Raw genomic sequence first — 18,039 nt, 5'->3', positions numbered from 1 at the left:
TATTCCCTATTCCCTATTCCTTATTTAACCCAAACCTAAATCAGTAACAGCACCAATACTGCTAGAAGAAACCAACTTAGCGTATTTAGCCAAAACTCCCCTGGTATAACGCGGCCCAGGAGCTTGCCAAGCAGTCCGTCGTTGCTCCAATTCGGCCTCAGAAACATTGAGTTGCAACAAGCGATTTTGAGCATCAATAGTAATCGAATCGCCTTCTTTTACCAGAGCAATTGTGCCACCAACTTGTGCTTCCGGTGCAACGTGACCGACAACCATGCCGTAAGTCCCGCCAGAAAAACGGCCGTCCGTAATTAACCCTACGGAATCACCCAAACCAGCGCCAATAATTGCAGAAGTTGGTGCTAGCATTTCCCGCATTCCAGGCCCGCCTTTTGGCCCTTCGTAGCGGATGACAATCACATCTCCCGCTTGAATCTTGCCTGCCAAAATAGCATCCAGACAATTTTCTTCAGATTCAAATACTCGCGCCGGGCCGGTAATTGTCGGTTTCTTGACTCCGGTAATTTTAGCAACGGCTCCCTCTGTTGCCAAATTTCCTTTGAGAATTGCCAGGTGTCCTTGAGCGTAAAGTGGATTGTTCCAAGGACGAATCACATCTTGGTCGGTGCGAGGTTCCGCAGGAATATTTGCTAATACTTCGGCAACTGTTTTTCCTGTGATTGTGAGCGCATCTGGGTGGAGTAAACCTTTTTCTAGCAGCATTTTCATTACTTGGGGAATGCCGCCGGCTTTGTGCAAATCTGTCGCTACATATTTACCGCTGGGTTTGAGGTCGCACAGCACTGGTACTTTGGCTCGAATTGTTTCAAAATCGTCCAGGGATAGTTCCACACCGATCGCATTGGAAATAGCTAATAAATGGAGCACAGCATTGGTTGAACCGCCTACTGCCATGATGACCGCGATCGCATTTTCAAAGGCTTTACGAGTCAAAATTTGGCTAGGTAGCAACTGTTTGCGTACCGCCTCCACTAAAACTTTGGCAGATTCTGCCGCGCTGTCAGCCTTTTCAGCATCCTCAGCAGCCATTGTCGAAGAATAAGGCAAACTCATCCCCATCGCCTCAAAGGCGCTCGACATGGTATTTGCTGTGAACATTCCACCACAAGAACCAGCACCCGGACAAGCTTTTTGTTCTACTGCGGTGAGTTCTGTTTGGTCAATCTTGCCGGCGCTGAATTGACCGACAGCTTCAAAAGCGCTGACCACAGTTAAATCCCGTCCGTTGTAATGTCCTGGTTTAATGGTGCCACCGTAGACAAAAATAGCAGGAATATTCATGCGGGCGATCGCAATCATCGCCCCCGGCATATTCTTATCGCAACCCCCCACAGCCAGCACACCGTCCATACTTTGACCATTGCAAGCAGTTTCGATAGAATCAGCAATCACATCTCTCGACACCAGAGAATATTTCATCCCTTCAGTTCCCATCGAGATACCGTCGCTGACAGTAATCGTACCAAACATCTGTGGCATCGCGCCCGCTTCCTTTGTCGCCGCAATCGCCCGCATAGCCAGTTCGTTCAATCCCATATTGCAGGGTGTAATCGTACTGTACCCGTTAGCAATTCCCACAATCGGTTTAGTGAAATCGCCATCACCAAAACCAACAGCCCGCAGCATCGCCCGGTTGGGCGCACGCTGTACGCCTCCAGTTACAGCTTGGCTTCTCAAATTTTCAGGCATTGTGACATACTCCTACATTCATTAATTGGGACAATCTCCCACATTCCGAAACAATCCCAAGATAGCACACTCAATAGAATGCCCAATTCATCATCCCTCTTGCTGATTTAGAGTCAATCTTTCTACTACCTTGTGCCACCATTTGAAATGTTTCAAACTCTCAAATACCTTTCAAAAGCATTCGAGCCAGATGCGAAAATGATACCAAGATGCGTCGTTAATAGACTTAGCCAGACAGTGATTCTGAGCCATATTTTTACTTCTCAAATCGACCTCAGCTATCTTGTCGTTTGATGCTCGCTACCCACCTTGCAAGTTTGATTGCATGGTGCAAGACGATTACCTACTTATTTTGAGGTGGCACTTACCTAAAAGCTGATTTGGTAAAAGTTTAAATCCCGTTTACAAACTTAATAAAGTTTTATAATACTCAACAGAGCGACAATTTATCTGAAATTGTGGATATCCTTTTTTATTGGGAATCCCTTTCTTACAGTTACAGAAAGCGTAAAGCGTTCTGGCCAACGGTCGGCTCTCAAGCTGTGCAGGATATCTGCCAACGAATTGAGACAGCCTACAAACTGTTTTTTAAGCATCACAAGAAAGGAGTTAGACCGCCCGGATTCAAGAAAGTTCGCAGATACAAATCCTTCACTCTTAAGCAAGCTGGCTACAAATTCTTAGGCGGCAATCGAATTAAGATTGGGCATCGCGTTTATCAGTATTGGAATTCCAGAGAGAAGGAATGCAACGACTTTGGGGACGTAAAATCTCAGACCTTGCATTCGGCGAATTTCTCCAAATTATAGAATGGGTTGCCAAAAAAAAATAAGCAGGTGATCTTCATTGATCAGTGGTATCCATCCTCTAAGACTTGCAATCATTGTGGACAGGTCTTAAAAAAGTTGGATTTGAATACGAGAGAATGGCGATGTCCGTCCTGTCATAGCGTGAACGACAGAGACGAGAATGCAGCTAAGAATAACTTGCTTGTTTTCCTTGGTGGGGCATCAACCGTTAAGTTAGGCTATGTTAGACAGGCTATGCCTGCAATCGCTGTCTGAGCTTAGAATCCCCCGTGCTTCAGCCGGGGGAGTATGTCAACGATACTGATACTACAGTGTACAGGGTGAATACCCTGGTTATCTGGGATGATGTGTATGGTATGACCCATCACTCTCCAACGTTTGAAACAAAAAATTGCGAGGCGAATCACATGGAGGCCGATCTAATTCTGAGGCAATATGCGGCCGGAGAAAGAATTTTTCGAGAGATTAACCTCGCGGGGGCTGACCTCAAAGGGGTAGACCTCAGCGAGGCTAACTTTACCAGAGCCAATTTCCAGCAGGCGAATCTCAAAGGTGCTAACCTCACCGGAGCCAATCTGCGTGAGGTGAAACTGGCTGGGGTGGACTTGACGGAAGCTAACCTATGCGAAGCAAATCTGATTGGAACTGATTTGAGTCGCGCTAATCTGAGTGGTGCCAACCTTACTGGAGCGAACCTGCGTGGCTCAATGGCTAGGGAAGTCAACATGAGCAAGGCTAACTTGACGGAAGCTAATTTGACCGAAGCCAACTTTACTGAAGCGAATTTGTTTGCAGCCAACTTAACGGACGCTAGCATGATCCGCACTAATTTGATGAAAGCCAATTTGAGTTGGTCAACTCTCAAAGCGGTAAACCTGACAAATGCTATCCTCAGCGAGTCGGTTTTGGAAAGAGCTAATCTGACAAAGGCAATTCTCAGCGGGGCAATTCTCACCGGAGCCAACCTGACTGGTGCAGACTTGCGCGAAGTAAAAATGATTGGTGCTAATCTCAGCGAAGCTAATCTTAATAATGCTAATTTGAGAGTCGCTAATATCAGTTGGTCTAGCCTCCGGGGAGCTAATTTGAGCGGTGCTAATTTGTACCGCGCACAACTTTGTTGGTCTAATTTAAGCGGAGCGGTACTGGTAGAAACTGTTTTGATTGATGCTAACCTCAATCGAGCTAACTTCCGGGATGCAGATTTAAGACGGGCGATTATGCCTGACGGCACAACTAATGATGCTTAAAAAGTTGTAAGTTGACTGTTAAACATTAACCGTTGACAAATGTTATTGGTTATTAGTTATTGGTGATTAGCATCCCCAAGCGAATCAAAAATAACAAATAACTACTAACTACTAACTACTAACTACTAACTAATGACTGTCAGCGAATTATTGATTCTGGGTGCGGCGGGACTTTTGGCAGGAATTCTAGCAGGATTTTTGGGCATCGGCGGTGGCACGATGCTCGTACCTTTGTTGGTTGCTCTCAACTACGCACCGGTGGAAGCTGTGGCTACGAGCGGTTTTTCCATCGTAATTACAGCTATTTCTGGCAGTTTCCAGAATTGGCGCATGGGTTACTTCAGTTTGAGTCAGGTAGCAGGAATTGGTTTTCCCGCGGTAATAACAGCACAAATCGGTGTTTATTTGGCGGGAATATTTCCCCCTTACTTGTTGTTAATTGCTTTTGGGATGTTGCTATTACTGAATATTTATTTAATTCAAGTTCGCAAATATCTGAAAGAGTCCCAAAAGTCGGCAGAGGGACAACAGGGTATGGGAGGACAAACGGGACAAGGGGAAAATTCCCCATTGCCGATTTCTGATTCCCGCATCCCGAATCATCCCCATCTTTTGTTTAATCGAACTTTGGCCAAAGTTACCACTGGTGGCTTGGCTGGTTTATTAGCAGGGTTGTTCGGTGTAGGCGGGGGTGTGATTATGGTGCCACTGCAAATTTTGCTGTTAGGAGAAAGTATTAAAACAGCTATTCAAACGAGTTTGGGCGTAATTGTCATCACTGCAATTTCAGCGACTTTGGGACACGCTGCGCGTGGGAATGTTTTGTGGAATGTGGGTTTGATTCTGGGCGCTGGTGGATTGTTGGGGGCCCAGGTTAGCACTCGGTTTTTGCCCAAATTGTCCGATCGTCTAGTTAGTTTAGCCTTTCGATCGCTCTTGGCACTTTTATCGGTTTATGTTTTTTGGCAAGCTTGGCAAAAATTTACTCACACTTAACTTTTCATATCAATTCCGGTTGTATCGGAATGATTTAACCGCGAAGGCGCTAAGGACGCGAAGGAAGAGAAGAGAGAGTTTAATACAGGACGATGAAGAGAGGATTTGGTATCACTACTTTACCGATAGCTGCTTCACGGCGCGAGTCAGGCGCTGCAAATAAGGCTTGACAATTTGTTGATTTTGTCGCTGCAATTGGGAAACTTGCTCTTGCAATTGCTGAATCTCGGTTTGCAGTGTCGCTACATCTATGGTGGGTCGATCGAGCAAAACTTGCAATTGCCCCAGGGAACTTTGGATTTGATTCAAGTCTACCTCCTCCGATCGCTGCTGCAACTGTGCTGTCATATTTTTAACTTGCGTTAACTTTTCGTCCATCAACAAAAACCGGACATTCACATTTTCCCAATCTAATTCTGTCAGGGCTCTATTTTCCAAACCGACGAGTTTTTGCTGCAACTCTCCGAGGATAGTGTCAATTTCCTCAGAGTCAGCCGGATGCGCCTGCATTTGCTGTTGCAGGGAAGTCAGGATGGCCTGTATATCAGGGATGGCGTGGGATTCTAAACTGCGAAGTTGCTGCTGCAAGTCAGAGACGGTGGTATATAGTTCCTTCGAGTCTCCCGGAAGTGTCTGAACTTGCTGTTGGAGGGACTTTACTGTCAATTCTACGCCTGCGATCGCAGAATTTGCCTTTAGCTGCATTTTTTGCTCGAAGCGTTGGCGATTGAGGAAATTCAGCGACAGTGCAGCGGTTAAAGGAGCCGCAGCGTAGATAATTTGCCCCGACAATCCTGCGATAATCGTGCCAATAGCTGAACCGGCTATGGATGCGTATTCTGCCACTTCTACCCAGTCTCGCTGGTTTGACGAGCTTCTGAGGGCTGGGAATGATACGTCGTTCATTTTCTGCATAGTTGCGGATTAACCTTTTAGTCGTGTGGTAGATTGCGATCGGGATTAGGTTAAACTCAAGAGCTTGTACCAAAAATCCTACATCCAAATCCTACATCCAAAATCAGAAATCAGTCTGTCAGTCACCAGTCAGGAGGTATAAAAAAATGGGTCTCAAAATTATTGAAAGCTATGACGGCAGTTTTGTCCTCGAACCGAGTGCTAAAGCTGTACTGTTGAGTTTATTAACCGCTGAAAGTTTCCAGACACAAGTAGCACAACAATTGCACTGCTCGCGCATTGAGTTTACCAACTTACTTTTTCAGCCAGTCCCTTACAGCACCGAGACTCCCAAGGGCATGCCTGCGGAGTTTGAAAAGTATCACAATCACAGCGATTTTGCGATCGTGAATGTGCCACCTAATTTCATGTTCCAAGCCAAAGTCTTTAAGCCCAGTCGCCTCTGTGCCATTTATCGAGTATTTAATACTTAGCTAAAAACAGTTTACCAATTAGCTAAAACCTGGTTAATCTCTGATTTAACTATCAAATATTACATCTAAAATCTCAAATAGAATGACAGAAGACATTCCCACATTAGCTAGCTTAGAATTCTTTCCCTACATCGATGCTGAGGGAAAATTACCAGAATTTGTACATGGAAAAATAGGCGTTTGCGCGATTTTCGACAGCGATAAAGTCCTCCAATTTGTGGGATATTCTCGCGATATTTACCTCAGCCTGAAACAATATCTAGTGCGCCAACACCAAAACTGCTACTGGCTGAAAGTCCAAATAATCGATCGACCAAACCGCACTATTCTAGAAAATATCCGACAAAGTTGGATTGCCGAAAACGGTTCGGAGCCTGCGGGTAATGGTGTCGATGCTGGGAAGTGGAACGATCCCATCGATACCAAAACTGTAATGACAGTCGAAGAAATAGCAAATTATGAAGCTATTATTATCGATGAACTTGCCAAAGATAAATTGTTGAAAAATGTAGCGCGGCGAGTAGAAAATGAAATTTTATCTCAACTCAAAGCCCGTGGTGTCACGGAAGAAATTCGATTTAATCCTAAGCTGAAAACTAGCGGATTGCTAGATTTGAAGTAAAGCAGAACCCCCCCTTTCAATGAACCCTTAAATATCCGACTGCTTCTGTGCAGTCGGGTATTTGGTTTTAGGATAATTTTTGAGATAGTTATGGGCACCAGACTGGTCTGAAAGCGCGTTGTTACCAAGTTTTTGGGATGCAATCAGTAAATCCACTTAATTAGCGGTTCCTGCCCTTCTTTCCGGTTCCCCTGAGCGTAGTCAAAGGGTCAAAGGGTCTTCTTCCTTCTCCCATACAAAAAACATTGATTCTCAAGTTGGGCTGATCGGGGCCAAAATATTATGAATGTAAGTCGTATTGCTATTGTTGCATCTGCCTTCTTCCTTGAACATCTACTTGACATTCAAAATACCCAATGGATATGAAACCAACTCTTTTGAACAACCGCTATCGCATTATTGCCAAACTCGGCACTGGGGGTTTTGGGGAAACTTTTCTAGCCCAAGATACTCAAATGCCTTCAGCTCGCTGCTGTGTGCTCAAGCAGTTAAAGCCTACTGCTAAAAATCCTCAAATTTTACATTTAGTTCAACAGCGGTTTAAACGGGAAGCTGCCATTTTGGAACTACTCAACGAACGGAAATATCGAATTCCCCAACTTTACGCTTATTTTGAAGAGTCTGGGCAATTTTATTTAGTTCAAGAATGGATTGACGGGGAAAATCTGGCGCGTAAGATACAAGAACAAGGACTGTGCAGCGAGGGAACTGTAAAATCCATATTAATCAGTGTATTGGAAATTCTTGATTATATTCACGCTCATGGCATTATTCACAGGGATATTAAGCCTGACAATATTTTGTTGAGAAAGCGAGATGGACAGCCAGTGCTGATTGATTTTGGAGCGGTGAAAGAAACGATGGCTACAGCGGAGAACTCTGCGGAAAGTTACCGTTCTATTTTGATAGGTACTCCTGGATTTATGGCATCGGAACAGGCAAACGGACGACCAATTTATGCTAGTGATTTATTTAGTTTGGGATTGACAGCGATTTATTTACTAACTGGCAAAATTCCTCAAGAATTAGAAGTAGATGCGGAAACAGGAGAGTTTGTTTGGCGGCATTTGGCTGGCAATATTAGTTATAGTTTGGCAGCAATTTTGGATAAGGCCATTCGGTTTCACCCGCGCGATCGCTATGCAACTGCTAGGGAAATGTTAGCAGAAATACAAGGGGCGCTCTGTGCTATTCCTGACACAGATTTTTCCCTACCATTGCCCACAGTTGCGGAATTCAGATTCCATAGTCAGCAAGATTTTTGGGCGGATTTAATTGATTTCAAAAAAATTACTTTAGTGGGTGGATTACTGGGAGCTTTAGCAAGTTTTGCTTTTGTTTTTAAAAGTCCCGAAACCAATCTCAATTCTTCCATGGAAAAACTGATTCCTCTGGCCAAACAGGAACAGCTAATTCCCAATAAGTAAGAGAGGTAGAGCCTTGAGATTACAACACTTGACTTACGCCCTGGTTATCCATTAATTAGCAAGTGGACACTCCGGGCGATCGCAATTCACCACCAAATTCCCTGTCCCAACCCGTTTTTTCCATAAATCCACAAGCTATGATTTGGTGTTGGGAACCTTTCAGAAATCTCAATGCTGAACACAAAAACAATTCTTTCGAGTCTACTGCTATTTATCCCGATTTCCATTGCCGGACACTTCCTGGAATGGGAATCCTCCACAATCTTCATCACATCGGCCCTAGCCATCATCCCCCTGGCTGCGTGGATGGGTACTGCCACCGAAGAAATCGCCGTCGTCCTGGGCCCAAATTTGGGTGGTTTGCTTAACGCTACCTTTGGAAATGCCACGGAACTGATTATCGGTATCGTCGCCCTGAATGCCGGACTCATCGATGTCGTGAAAGCTAGTATTACCGGTTCGATTATTGGGAACCTGTTGCTAGTCATGGGGCTTGCCATGTTGCTGGGTGGCTTGCGCTACAAAGAACAAGAATTTCAGCCGATAGTCGCCAGATTGAACGCTTCGGCGATGAATTTAGCCGTAATTGCAATTTTGGTGCCGACAGCAGTGGATGTCACCTCTAGAGGTATCGATCCTGAGACGATGCAAAAACTTTCCAGCGCCGTGGCTGTAGTCCTGATCGTAGTCTACGTGCTGACTCTGCTGTTTTCGATGAAAACTCATAGCTACCTCTACGATGCTGGGGTAGCGGAGATCGAAATATTGGAAGAACTAGCCGAAAGCAACTTAGCAGGAGACAATCCCGAACACAAAGTCAATCTACCACTGTGGATTGGGGTGCTGTTGGTGTGTACCCTGATGGTAGCTGCGGAGTCCGAACTGCTAGTCGGTACTCTAGAAGAAGCAACGGCCCGTTTGGGACTGAGTGCATTGTTTACTGGGGTGATTTTAGTTCCGATTATTGGTAACGCGGCTGAACACGCTACAGCAGTCACGGTGGCGATGAAAAATAAAATGGATTTGTCAGTTTCTGTGGCAGTTGGTTCCAGTTTGCAAATTGCTCTGTTTGTTGCGCCGGTGTTGGTTTTGGCCGGTTTTATCCTGGGAAAACCGATGGACTTGGACTTCAATCCGTTTGAGCTTGTAGCGGTGATGGTAGCGGTGCTGATTGCTAATTCGATCAGTTCTGACGGTAAGTCTAACTGGCTCGAAGGTACTTTGCTGCTGGCAGCTTATGCAGTTTTAGCCCTAGCGTTCTATTTTCACCCGGTAATTGACGGACTTGCCTAGATGCAAAAGGAGGGGGGAAGGGGCAGGGCTGTTTTATTCTCAGCAAGCATGGGGGGGTAGGCAAAGAAAGGCGCTACCCCTAAACAATCATCGTTTTCTTGAGAATGAAACCGCCGAGTCCCTCTCCCCCTCTCCCTCTCTCCCCCTCTCCCTCTGTGCCCCTCTTCTCTCTCTTCCAGCTTCGTTTTTCCGTCTTCCTTTGCAAGTGGTCGTTGCGATCGTACAATGGAAGAGTAAGTGCGATCCGTTCACAGGTCTCAACTGACCATGACAGCGTTAATTACCAGCAAATAGAAGCGTGCCTAATTAATAAGCCTAGTCTTCAATTTTTGCCGGTGTCTTCAACAAAAACAAACACAAAGCGCTGTCGTTGTGCGATCGCAATTTTAGATACCATGCTCAAAGATATTTCTGAAGAGTGTGTCATATTTGGATTCTCTCCAGATGTCAGAGAAAATCTGAATTGAAAGTATCAAGATGTTAAAGTAAACATTGATAAAGCAACCTCAACTAGGGTTATGTGGCTTCTGTGAGTTATTGCCTCAATCCCAAATGCCCGAATCCCTCCGATCCTGCCAATGCTGGTAAGTCCGCGTGTCTTCACTGCGGTTCAGAACTTTTGTTGCAAGGTAGATATCGCTTGGTCGCCCCTCTCGGAGGCGGGGGTTTTGGTAAAACTTTTGAAGTGGACGACAACGGCACCCGAAAAGTGCTCAAAGTCCTCCTCAAAGAACATCCCAAAGCTGTAGAACTTTTTAAGCAAGAAGCCGACGTATTGGTCAGGCTGAGACATCCGGGCATTCCGAAAGTAGACCGCGACGGTTATTTTATATTTTCCCCGGCTAACACCACGGAGTCTTTTCACTGTCTGATCATGGAGAAAATTGCCGGTGCTAATTTGCAGGACTGGCTGAAACATCGGGGTCGCCCGATTACTCAAGAACTGGCTGTTAATTGGTTGAAACAACTGTCGGAAATTTTAGATTTGGTTCACCGACTGAATTATTTTCACAGGGACATCAAGCCGCACAATATTATGTGCAAGCCAAACGGTCAGTTGGTGCTGATTGACTTCGGGACTGCTAGGGAAGTGTCGGCGACTTATTTCGCCAAAGTGGGTCAGGGCGGAAATGTGACGGGTATTGTTTCTCCTGGTTACACACCGCCGGAACAAACCAATGGTAAGGCCGTTCCGCAGTCAGATTTTTTTGCTCTGGGACGCACTTTTGTTTATTTACTGACGGGGAAACCACCGACGGCTTTTCCTGAGAATCCACGCACGGGTAAATTGATGTGGCGCAAAGGGGCTCCTCAAGTTTCCGATGCTGTGGCGAATGTGATTGACTATTTGATGGCGCCTTTTCCGGGAAATCGACCTCAAAGTCCACAGGTTGTTTTACAGTGCTTGGAAGAAATTAATCTGGATGAGGGGGAGCCTGAGTTGCCAACTCAGTTACCGACGACTGGTCAAACTAAAATTCGGGCGAATCCTGGCGTGTCTGGGATGACTAAGCAGAGTTCGGGAAAAAAGCTCAGACCGCTGAACTCTGGCTTGAACAAGTCTGGTCTAGACCGGTTTAAGTGGAAAAACAAGTTGCTGGCTGGCGCTGCTGTTTTACTGGTGGCTGTGGGCGGGTCTCAAATTTACGGTTCCCTGCGTTATAAGGTGTTTCCGGCAAATCCCATGTGGCTGCTTTCTAGTTTGCCTAGCAGTCAGTTTTTGGAAAATAGTTTGGATAATGTCGGGAGTGTAAATAACATCGCCCTTTCTGCGGATGGTAAAACTTTGGTCAGTGCCAGTTTTGGCACGATTAGAATTTGGAATCTGACGACGGGAGAGGTGGTGCGGACGCTCAATCAAGTGCATTCTAAAAAATCGGTGAATGCTGTGGCAGTGAGTCCCAATGGTCAAATTTTAGCTAGTGGTGGCGACGATAATAATGTGATTTTGTGGGATTTAAAAAACGGTCGGCGGATGCTGACAATTCCCGCTCACAGCCGCGGGGTGAATGCGATCGCTTTCAGCCGAGACGGTCAGACTATGGCTAGTGCTAGTGATGATAAAACTGTTCGGTTGTGGAATGTCAGAACGGGAAGTAAGTTGTTGACTTTGATTGGTCACGGGGGAGGAGTAAATGCGATCGCCTTTAGCCCAGACGGTCAAACTTTGGCTAGCGGTAGCGAAGACAAGACTGTACGTTTGTGGAGTGTCAAAAGCGGAGATGTCAGAAGAATTCTCGCCGGTCATGGGCGGGCTGTGAATGCGGTGGCTTTTAGCCCCAATGGGCAAGTTGTGGCTAGTGGTAGCAGTGACAATACTATCCGTTTGTGGAACGCACAAAATGGGAAACGGACTCGCACGCTGGAAGGGCATGGAAGTTGGGTCAGGGCGATCGCTTTTAGCCCGGATAACCGCTCTTTAATCAGTGGTGGTGCGGATATTATAGTTTGGGATGTCAAGACCGGACAAGAAAGAAGCACTCTTTCTGGTCACAGTCAGTTTGTGAATTCTATTGCGATTAGTAAAAATAGCAAAATCTTAGTCAGTGCTAGTCCCGATCGCACGATTAAGATTTGGCGAATTCCTTAGAACGAGATTACGAAACAATTCCCCGCCCGTTTTTGGCAAATTCATCCACAGTTTGCTGTGACAATTCATGAATGGCGATCGCTTGCAATACATCCAAAGGCAATGTCAAATGATGGGCACCAGCTAATAAAGTCTGCACCGCTTCTTCCGGCGATTTAATGCTAGCTGCTAAAATTTCAGTATTAGTTTTTTTCAAGACATTTGCCATGTCCCGCACTAAAGCAAAACCGTCTCCCAAAAGTCTGGTGGCGCGATTCACATAGGCGATCGCATATTTTGCCCCAGCTTCTGCTGACACAACCGCTTGGGAGGGGCTGTAAATAGCTGTAACCGCGCAAGGAATTTCCGGTGATAGGTGTGCTACTGCTTGGAAACCGGGGATTGTGGCGGGAATTTTTAAGACTGTTTGCTGTCCAATTAATTCAAAAGCTGCTTTTCCTTCTGCTACCATCCCATCAAAATCAGATGCTGTTAGCTGATAATACAATTCCCCTGGAATGATTTGTGCCAGTTCTTGTAGCGTCACTGCGGGAGAGAAATTGCTTTTTGCCAAAAGTGTAGGATTGGTAGTAATTCCCCCTACCCATCCCCACTGACTGGCTAACTGGGCTTCTGTTATAATCGCGGTATCGACATAAATTGCCATTGGTTCTACACCTTAAATTTACTAATTTAGAGAGACGGAGTTTGAGTTCGATCGTAAGTTGCCTAAAATTATCTGGGAATTGTATTCCTAGGGTTTTAGCATACCAGCTTTTCGAGCATATTACCATTAGGTAATCATCACACTTTAGTAATTTTAGTCACATATAGCAATCCTTGCAGGAGTCGTAATTTTTTTACCCCACCCCAACCCTCCCCGAAGCCGCGGGGAGGGAGTAAGAAATTCACAAATGATTTAGGATTGGTATAGCTAAATAAAATAATGGAAATTGGGAAATTGTGATTTTTTTGAAATTAAATGATATGGCAAAATGCCGGATACACATAGTTGGCATTTGTAGTAGGGCTTAGGTATCGAATAAGTCAAGGAAGTGAGTCAAAATGAGCCACAAACAGAATCAGCCTCCATTGGGACTAGGAACATCAGATGCGGACTGGGAACAATCAATAGTAACTGCGGAAGAATTGCCTGTCAATGTGAACTCTAAAACTGCGTCCCAAGTATTTGGGAGTCATGGTGAAGACCGTTTAAAGGCTCTAGCCCGTTTGATGATGGTCAGTTTCACTTGGTCGATGGCAGAACTGTCTCAACGCAAGTAAAATCAACATGGGTTGAGTAACTTATTCACGATGGTCTAAATGCTTGAAAAACTGCCAAATTTTGAATTATTGGAATCACTTTTGTGGGAACCAAATCAGGGCTATTTTTTACTAAATAGACATCTTGAAAGATTAGAGCGATCGGCTGAATATTTTAATTTTAATCTATCATTAACACAAGTCTACAATTCCTTACAATCATTAACTCTCACCTTGGGAAATATCGAAAAAAAAGTAAGATTAACAGTATCTAGGGATGGTAAACTAACATTACAAGCTCAGACCCTAGAGCGTGGTATCTTAAAAATTGGTGCATCTGTGGGAATTGCCAGGAAACCGATGGATTCTCAAATCCCATTTTTGTACCATAAGACAACTTACCGCTTACCTTATACAATAGCTTTGGAGTCACAACCCGAATATCAGGATGTGTTGCTATGGAATGAAAAAGGAGAGATGACTGAATCAACGATCGCCAATATTGCGATCGAAACTCCCACAGGGTTAATCACACCTCCTGTGGAGTGTGGTTTATTACCAGGGACTTTTAGGGCTCAACTAATTGCAGAAGGAAAAATCCGAGAAGAGTCGATCGCATTAGAAGATTTGCGCCATAGCGAGACTTTATTTCTGATGAACTCTGTTCGAGGCTGGATTAGGCTCAAAAAAGAGCAAAATCAAGATGTTTGGAAAGTCAATCGATTTGAAATTTAGCGGATTTGAGATAATATCGAGAATTGGTAATAGGTAATTGGTAATAGGTAATTGGTAATAGGTAATGCCCTAGGCCCCATACTTCGACTACGCTGGATCCCAAGTGCCGCATTACCCTTCCCCCATCCCCCCTCCCCTATGCTGACAGGTGTAGGTTTTTTACAAGGAGGTAGTATCAGGAAGCCCCAGCCAAAAAAGGACTTCACCGTCGTGAGTTGGATGTTCGTAGTTGTTTTGCTCCTTTACTGTCGATCGAGGATTGTATGCTGATTGGCTTGATCAATTGATTAAAAGTGTGGGATGGCATCCTTTCCTACGTATCAACCATCAGGGAACTTATCGTCTGCCATCTCAACTTTTTGGGTTGAAGATAATCTCCCATTATAATTGGAGTGGATTAATACACAAAAGACTTATATTAAATCGAGCTTGAATATATCGATCGCTCCTACTCTTACTTTGCGATCTATTATTCAGCAAACCCTACCCATATCATATAGGATTTTTCACCCAAATGCTTCGCCCCTACGGGTGATGGAATGAATCAGGATTGTATAATGGCAAATCCTGTAATTGCCAATTACCAATCAATTCAATTTGTCGCCCACTATCGCAATAATTTAAACAAATTTGCAAATAATTATCTGGTTTGTAGGGCAATTTTTCCGCCCATTCAATCGCTACAATTCCCAAATCCATTTCTAATCCGTCCCAATAACTTTCTAAATGCAAAGCCTCCACTTCCTCTGTTTCTAAGCGATACAAGTCTAAATGATAAAGAGGAATTCTCCCTGTTAAATACTCGTTAATGAGGGTAAAAGTAGGACTTTCAATGGAGTCTTGAATTTCTAAACCTTCAGCTATTCCTTGAACTAAAGTAGTTTTTCCAGCGCCCAAATCTCCTTCTAATAAGATGACAGTGCCGGCGGGGAGCGATCGCCCTAATGTTACACCCAACTTGCGCGTAGCTTCAGCATCGGGAAGAGAAAGTAGGATTTTAGTCATTAATTTAAATATTTTGGGCGCGACTGTACCAACGCAGCAACATCCCAGCTAATCTCTGAGAATTGTGACGAATTAAACCGGTATTTTCATCTTCATCCATCACATTCGCAATCACAATTCGCCGCCCCAATTGCGTTACCGCTTCTCGATCGAGTACCACAGGATAGGAATTCTCCTGAGAATAACGGATCAAAGCCTTTGCAGAAGGGACTTTTCCTTGAACTACTACAGCATCAAATAGTGGCCGGCCGCAAGCACGGTCGATCGCCCGAATATGATCCGCTACCGTATATCCATCAGTTTCCCCCGGCTGAGTCATAATATTGCAGACATAAATGCGCGGAACTTGACTATTGGCGATCGCCTCAGCAATTTCCGGCACCAACAAATTCGGAATTACACTGGTATACAGACTCCCTGGCCCAATAATCATAAAATCAGCTTCCTGAAGCCCTTCCACAGCCCTCGGCAAAGCCGGAGGATTAGCAGGAGTGCAGCCTATTTTGAGGATTTGCCCGTTAGCTTTGGTAATGCTGGACTCCCCCTCGATTCTCCGGCCGTCTGCCAGTTCTGCCCACAAAGAAACATCGCTCAGAGTAGCCGGCAGCACTTCCCCCCTCACGGCTAAAACTTTAGAACTAGCGGCGATCGCCTGTTCCAAGTCTCCAGCAATATCACTCATCGCCGTCAAAAACAAATTCCCAAAACTGTGACCAACCAAACCGTCACCGGCCCGAAAACGATATTGAAACAACTCAGTCAATAACTTTTCCTCATCAGCCAAAGCAGCCAAACAATTGCGAATATCACCCGGTGGTAGCACCCCAATTTCTCGCCGCAGCCGCCCCGAAGACCCACCGTCATCGGCAACGGTGACAATAGCAGTGATTTTGGCACTATAGTCCTTCAATCCTCTCAGCAAATTGGACAGACCCGTACCGCCACCGAGGGCGACTATTTTCGGTCCGCGGTGCAACCTGCGGTGATTGAGGAGTCGATCGACCAATTCCTCGTTTCCTTCGGGCATGAGCACTTGAGTAATTGAGTTCAAACTGCGGGTTTGTCCCCACAGAATCAACAAAATCCCGGTGGCGATGACTAGGGGACCCGATATGTAATTGGGAACGACTTCCGCAATCCACGCCAAAAAATTTCTCAACAATTGCAACAAAAAGAAAATGGGAGTCATCCCAGTCCAGATTGCTAAACCCAAACTGGCAAGTACCACACCGCTAGCACTGATCAGCAGCCAGCGTTTCACCAACAGTCCGGGGGATAACCACTTAAACCACTGGTGAACTCGCCCGTTTCGCAAAGAGGAAGGGTAAGGATTTCTGGATTTGGTGACAACCTGTCTCGTTTTAGCCCAAACACGCAGGGCTTTGGGAAATGAACTAATTGACATGGTTAATTAGTCTTAAGGGTATTGGAACAGCTAAACCTGACAAATTTAGAATACAAGAGAGTTTTGATTCTGACAGTCAATTTAAGTTATTAATCATTAGTCAAGACTGAGAGAGTCAATAGCTAGACTGATGACTGGGGAATGATAACATCTTAATCGCATCTTATGGCTGAGCCGTTAATCGAACTCAAGGGGATAAGTAAGTCCTTCAATCAAACTCCAATCCTTGATGGAGTCGATCTGAAGATTTATCGGGGAGAGGCCCTGGCAATTATTGGCCCTTCCGGGACTGGAAAATCTACGATTTTGCGGATAATTGCGGGTTTGCTGGTTCCAGATGCCGGTGAGGTTTTTGTTCAGGGACAGCGCAGGATAGGATGGGTGGACGACGTGACCGATCCGATCGGGATTGGGATGGTGTTTCAGCAAGCGGCTTTGTTTGATTCGCTGACGGTGGAAGAGAATGTTGGTTTTTTACTTTACCAGCATTCTAAGCTGTCGCGTCGCCGGATTCGGGAATTGGTGGAGGAAAAATTGGAGATGGTGGGTTTGCCCAAAATTGGCGATCGCTATCCAGCCCAGTTGTCTGGGGGAATGCGAAAGCGGGTCAGTTTTGCCCGTGCCATTATGGCTAATCCTGATAATGCTAGGGATAATCCAGAGGTTTTGTTGTACGACGAACCGACGGCGGGGTTAGATCCCATTGCTTCGACGGTAATTGAAGATTTAATCCGCGATTTGCAGAGGGCTCAGGGTGTTTGCAGCACTTATGCGATCGTCACTCACCAAGACAGTACCATCCGTCGCACAGCCGATCGCATCGTGTTTCTGTATCGAGGTAAGGTGCAGTGGGAGGGCCAAGTCAGCGACATTGCGACGACAGATAATTTATTAATTCAACAATTTTTTAGTGGCAGCGTTACTGGGCCGATTCAAGTCATTGGATAGTCAATTGTCATTAGTCATTAGTCATTAGTCATTAGTCAATTGTCAGCAGTCATTAGTCATTAGTCAGCAGTCATTAGTCAGCAGTTATTAGTCAGCAGTTATTAGTCATTAGTCAATTGTCATTAGTCAGCAGTCATTAGTCAGCAGTCATTAGTTATTAGGAGCGAGGGTAATATGGCAACAAAAAGTTTTCAGGAATTGCGAGTTTATAAATTATCAGAACGACTAGCTGATGAAATTTGGACAACTGTTAACACTTGGGAGCCATTTGCCAAAAATACGATCGGCCAACAAATTGTCCGTTCAGCCGATAGCGTCGGTGCTAACATAGCAGAAGGAGTCGGACGAGGCAGCTATCAAGACAATAGACGTTTTGTCAAGATAGCTAGAGGTTCTTTATATGAAACTCAACACTGGTTGAGACGAGCTTACACTCGAAACCTTTTAACTGTTGAACAAGTCAATATATTCACAGTAATTATTAATGACTTAGCCCCTCAATTAAACTCATACCTACAATCTATCGGGTCATCCCCAAAAAATCATGACTAATGACTAATGACCAATGACTAATGACCAATGACTAATGACTAATGACTAATGACTAATGACCAATGAC

General features: G+C 45.0%; 17 protein-coding genes and 1 pseudogene. 12 read left to right on the top strand and 6 right to left on the bottom strand.

The features are described 5' to 3' along the window. Window positions 1-24: 24 nt before the first annotated feature. Complete coding sequence (gene ilvD, locus P2A85_RS22330) at window positions 25-1,710, bottom strand: dihydroxy-acid dehydratase (RefSeq protein ID WP_377475568.1); 1,686 nt, start codon at window positions 1,708-1,710, stop codon at window positions 25-27. Window positions 1,711-1,884: 174 nt separating this feature from the next. Continuing rightward, window positions 1,885-2,085, bottom strand: a pseudogene (locus P2A85_RS22325) (RNA-guided endonuclease TnpB family protein); the annotation flags it as partial. A 461-nt stretch (window positions 2,086-2,546) separates the two neighbouring features. Between P2A85_RS22325 and P2A85_RS22320 the strand changes: the two are divergent. From P2A85_RS22320 to P2A85_RS22310, 3 genes are all read left to right on the top strand, one after another. Continuing rightward, window positions 2,547-2,774 (top strand): zinc ribbon domain-containing protein, encoded by a 228-nt coding sequence (locus P2A85_RS22320; RefSeq protein ID WP_377481639.1) that lies wholly within the window; start codon window positions 2,547-2,549, stop codon window positions 2,772-2,774. 152 nt (window positions 2,775-2,926) lie between these two features. Beyond that, window positions 2,927-3,769: a pentapeptide repeat-containing protein gene (locus tag P2A85_RS22315; protein ID WP_340517451.1), complete on the top strand. Its 843-nt coding sequence runs from the start codon at window positions 2,927-2,929 to the stop codon at window positions 3,767-3,769. A gap of 132 nt (window positions 3,770-3,901) precedes the next feature. Further along, window positions 3,902-4,765, top strand: coding sequence for a sulfite exporter TauE/SafE family protein (locus P2A85_RS22310; protein ID WP_377475567.1), 864 nt, complete (start codon window positions 3,902-3,904; stop codon window positions 4,763-4,765). Between the two features lie 114 nt (window positions 4,766-4,879). Here P2A85_RS22310 and P2A85_RS22305 read toward each other — a convergent pair whose 3' ends face one another. Beyond that, the gene (locus tag P2A85_RS22305; protein ID WP_377475566.1) at window positions 4,880-5,671 is read right to left on the bottom strand and encodes a hypothetical protein; all 792 of its coding nucleotides are present in this window, start codon (window positions 5,669-5,671) and stop codon (window positions 4,880-4,882) included. Window positions 5,672-5,826: 155 nt separating this feature from the next. On the opposite strand from P2A85_RS22305, the gene P2A85_RS22300 reads away from it, so the two are divergent. The 5 genes from P2A85_RS22300 to P2A85_RS22280 all read left to right on the top strand — a co-directional run bounded on the left by P2A85_RS22300 (window position 5,827) and on the right by P2A85_RS22280 (window position 12,085). Beyond that, window positions 5,827-6,153, top strand: a complete 327-nt coding sequence (locus P2A85_RS22300; protein ID WP_341735866.1) for a hypothetical protein — start codon at window positions 5,827-5,829, stop codon at window positions 6,151-6,153. Window positions 6,154-6,235: 82 nt separating this feature from the next. Beyond that, window positions 6,236-6,775: a GIY-YIG nuclease family protein gene (locus tag P2A85_RS22295; RefSeq protein WP_377475565.1), complete on the top strand. Its 540-nt coding sequence runs from the start codon at window positions 6,236-6,238 to the stop codon at window positions 6,773-6,775. 362 nt (window positions 6,776-7,137) lie between these two features. Then, complete coding sequence (locus P2A85_RS22290; RefSeq protein ID WP_377475564.1) at window positions 7,138-8,202, top strand: protein kinase; 1,065 nt, start codon at window positions 7,138-7,140, stop codon at window positions 8,200-8,202. Window positions 8,203-8,373: 171 nt separating this feature from the next. Then, entirely contained in the window at window positions 8,374-9,495 is a 1,122-nt protein-coding gene (gene cax, locus P2A85_RS22285; RefSeq protein WP_377475563.1) for a calcium/proton exchanger, read from the top strand. A 520-nt stretch (window positions 9,496-10,015) separates the two neighbouring features. After that, window positions 10,016-12,085 carry a protein kinase gene (locus P2A85_RS22280; protein WP_377475562.1) on the top strand — a complete coding sequence of 690 codons (2,070 nt, stop codon included), beginning with the start codon at window positions 10,016-10,018 and terminating at the stop codon, window positions 12,083-12,085. A gap of 7 nt (window positions 12,086-12,092) precedes the next feature. Here the strand turns inward: P2A85_RS22280 and P2A85_RS22275 are convergent, their stop codons facing one another. Further along, window positions 12,093-12,731, bottom strand: coding sequence for a transaldolase family protein (locus tag P2A85_RS22275; RefSeq protein ID WP_377475561.1), 639 nt, complete (start codon window positions 12,729-12,731; stop codon window positions 12,093-12,095). A 398-nt stretch (window positions 12,732-13,129) separates the two neighbouring features. Here P2A85_RS22275 and P2A85_RS22270 point away from each other — a divergent pair, with 398 nt between their 5' ends. Both P2A85_RS22270 and P2A85_RS22265 read left to right on the top strand, forming a co-directional pair. Further along, the gene (locus P2A85_RS22270) at window positions 13,130-13,348 is read left to right on the top strand and encodes a hypothetical protein (RefSeq protein ID WP_377475560.1); all 219 of its coding nucleotides are present in this window, start codon (window positions 13,130-13,132) and stop codon (window positions 13,346-13,348) included. A gap of 39 nt (window positions 13,349-13,387) precedes the next feature. Continuing rightward, window positions 13,388-14,062, top strand: a complete 675-nt coding sequence (locus P2A85_RS22265; protein ID WP_377475559.1) for an aminotransferase class IV — start codon at window positions 13,388-13,390, stop codon at window positions 14,060-14,062. Between the two features lie 525 nt (window positions 14,063-14,587). Here P2A85_RS22265 and tsaE read toward each other — a convergent pair. Further along, entirely contained in the window at window positions 14,588-15,067 is a 480-nt protein-coding gene (gene tsaE / locus P2A85_RS22260) for a tRNA (adenosine(37)-N6)-threonylcarbamoyltransferase complex ATPase subunit type 1 TsaE (RefSeq protein ID WP_377475558.1), read from the bottom strand. A gap of 4 nt (window positions 15,068-15,071) precedes the next feature. Then, window positions 15,072-16,472: a gluconeogenesis factor YvcK family protein gene (locus tag P2A85_RS22255; protein ID WP_341730442.1), complete on the bottom strand. Its 1,401-nt coding sequence runs from the start codon at window positions 16,470-16,472 to the stop codon at window positions 15,072-15,074. Window positions 16,473-16,637: 165 nt separating this feature from the next. Here P2A85_RS22255 and P2A85_RS22250 point away from each other — a divergent pair, with 165 nt between their 5' ends. Both P2A85_RS22250 and P2A85_RS22245 read left to right on the top strand, forming a co-directional pair. After that, on the top strand, window positions 16,638-17,420 hold the full coding sequence (locus tag P2A85_RS22250) for an ABC transporter ATP-binding protein (protein ID WP_377475557.1): 783 nt from the start codon (window positions 16,638-16,640) through the stop codon (window positions 17,418-17,420). A 174-nt stretch (window positions 17,421-17,594) separates the two neighbouring features. After that, window positions 17,595-17,972: a four helix bundle protein gene (locus tag P2A85_RS22245; protein WP_377475556.1), complete on the top strand. Its 378-nt coding sequence runs from the start codon at window positions 17,595-17,597 to the stop codon at window positions 17,970-17,972. Window positions 17,973-18,039 lie beyond the last annotated feature (67 nt).

The organism is Microcoleus anatoxicus, from assembly GCF_042465725.1.
Taxonomy (GTDB): Bacteria; Cyanobacteriota; Cyanobacteriia; order Cyanobacteriales; family Microcoleaceae; genus Microcoleus; species Microcoleus anatoxicus.
The sequence above is the reverse complement of the archived record's forward strand: the minus strand, read 5'-3'. Positions and strand labels throughout refer to the sequence as shown.

Coding starts and splice junctions, on each gene's coding strand:
- ilvD (WP_377475568.1), bottom strand. CDS start 1,710: ATGCCTGAAAATTTGAGAAGCCAAGCTGTAACTGGAGGCGTACAGCGT.
- P2A85_RS22290 (WP_377475564.1), top strand. CDS start 7,138: ATGAAACCAACTCTTTTGAACAACCGCTATCGCATTATTGCCAAACTC.
- P2A85_RS22305 (WP_377475566.1), bottom strand. CDS start 5,671: ATGAACGACGTATCATTCCCAGCCCTCAGAAGCTCGTCAAACCAGCGA.
- P2A85_RS22315 (WP_340517451.1), top strand. CDS start 2,927: ATGGAGGCCGATCTAATTCTGAGGCAATATGCGGCCGGAGAAAGAATT.
- cax (WP_377475563.1), top strand. CDS start 8,374: ATGCTGAACACAAAAACAATTCTTTCGAGTCTACTGCTATTTATCCCG.
- P2A85_RS22295 (WP_377475565.1), top strand. CDS start 6,236: ATGACAGAAGACATTCCCACATTAGCTAGCTTAGAATTCTTTCCCTAC.
- P2A85_RS22245 (WP_377475556.1), top strand. CDS start 17,595: ATGGCAACAAAAAGTTTTCAGGAATTGCGAGTTTATAAATTATCAGAA.
- P2A85_RS22275 (WP_377475561.1), bottom strand. CDS start 12,731: ATGGCAATTTATGTCGATACCGCGATTATAACAGAAGCCCAGTTAGCC.
- P2A85_RS22250 (WP_377475557.1), top strand. CDS start 16,638: ATGGCTGAGCCGTTAATCGAACTCAAGGGGATAAGTAAGTCCTTCAAT.
- tsaE (WP_377475558.1), bottom strand. CDS start 15,067: ATGACTAAAATCCTACTTTCTCTTCCCGATGCTGAAGCTACGCGCAAG.
- P2A85_RS22310 (WP_377475567.1), top strand. CDS start 3,902: ATGACTGTCAGCGAATTATTGATTCTGGGTGCGGCGGGACTTTTGGCA.
- P2A85_RS22255 (WP_341730442.1), bottom strand. CDS start 16,472: ATGTCAATTAGTTCATTTCCCAAAGCCCTGCGTGTTTGGGCTAAAACG.
- P2A85_RS22300 (WP_341735866.1), top strand. CDS start 5,827: ATGGGTCTCAAAATTATTGAAAGCTATGACGGCAGTTTTGTCCTCGAA.
- P2A85_RS22265 (WP_377475559.1), top strand. CDS start 13,388: ATGCTTGAAAAACTGCCAAATTTTGAATTATTGGAATCACTTTTGTGG.
- P2A85_RS22270 (WP_377475560.1), top strand. CDS start 13,130: ATGAGCCACAAACAGAATCAGCCTCCATTGGGACTAGGAACATCAGAT.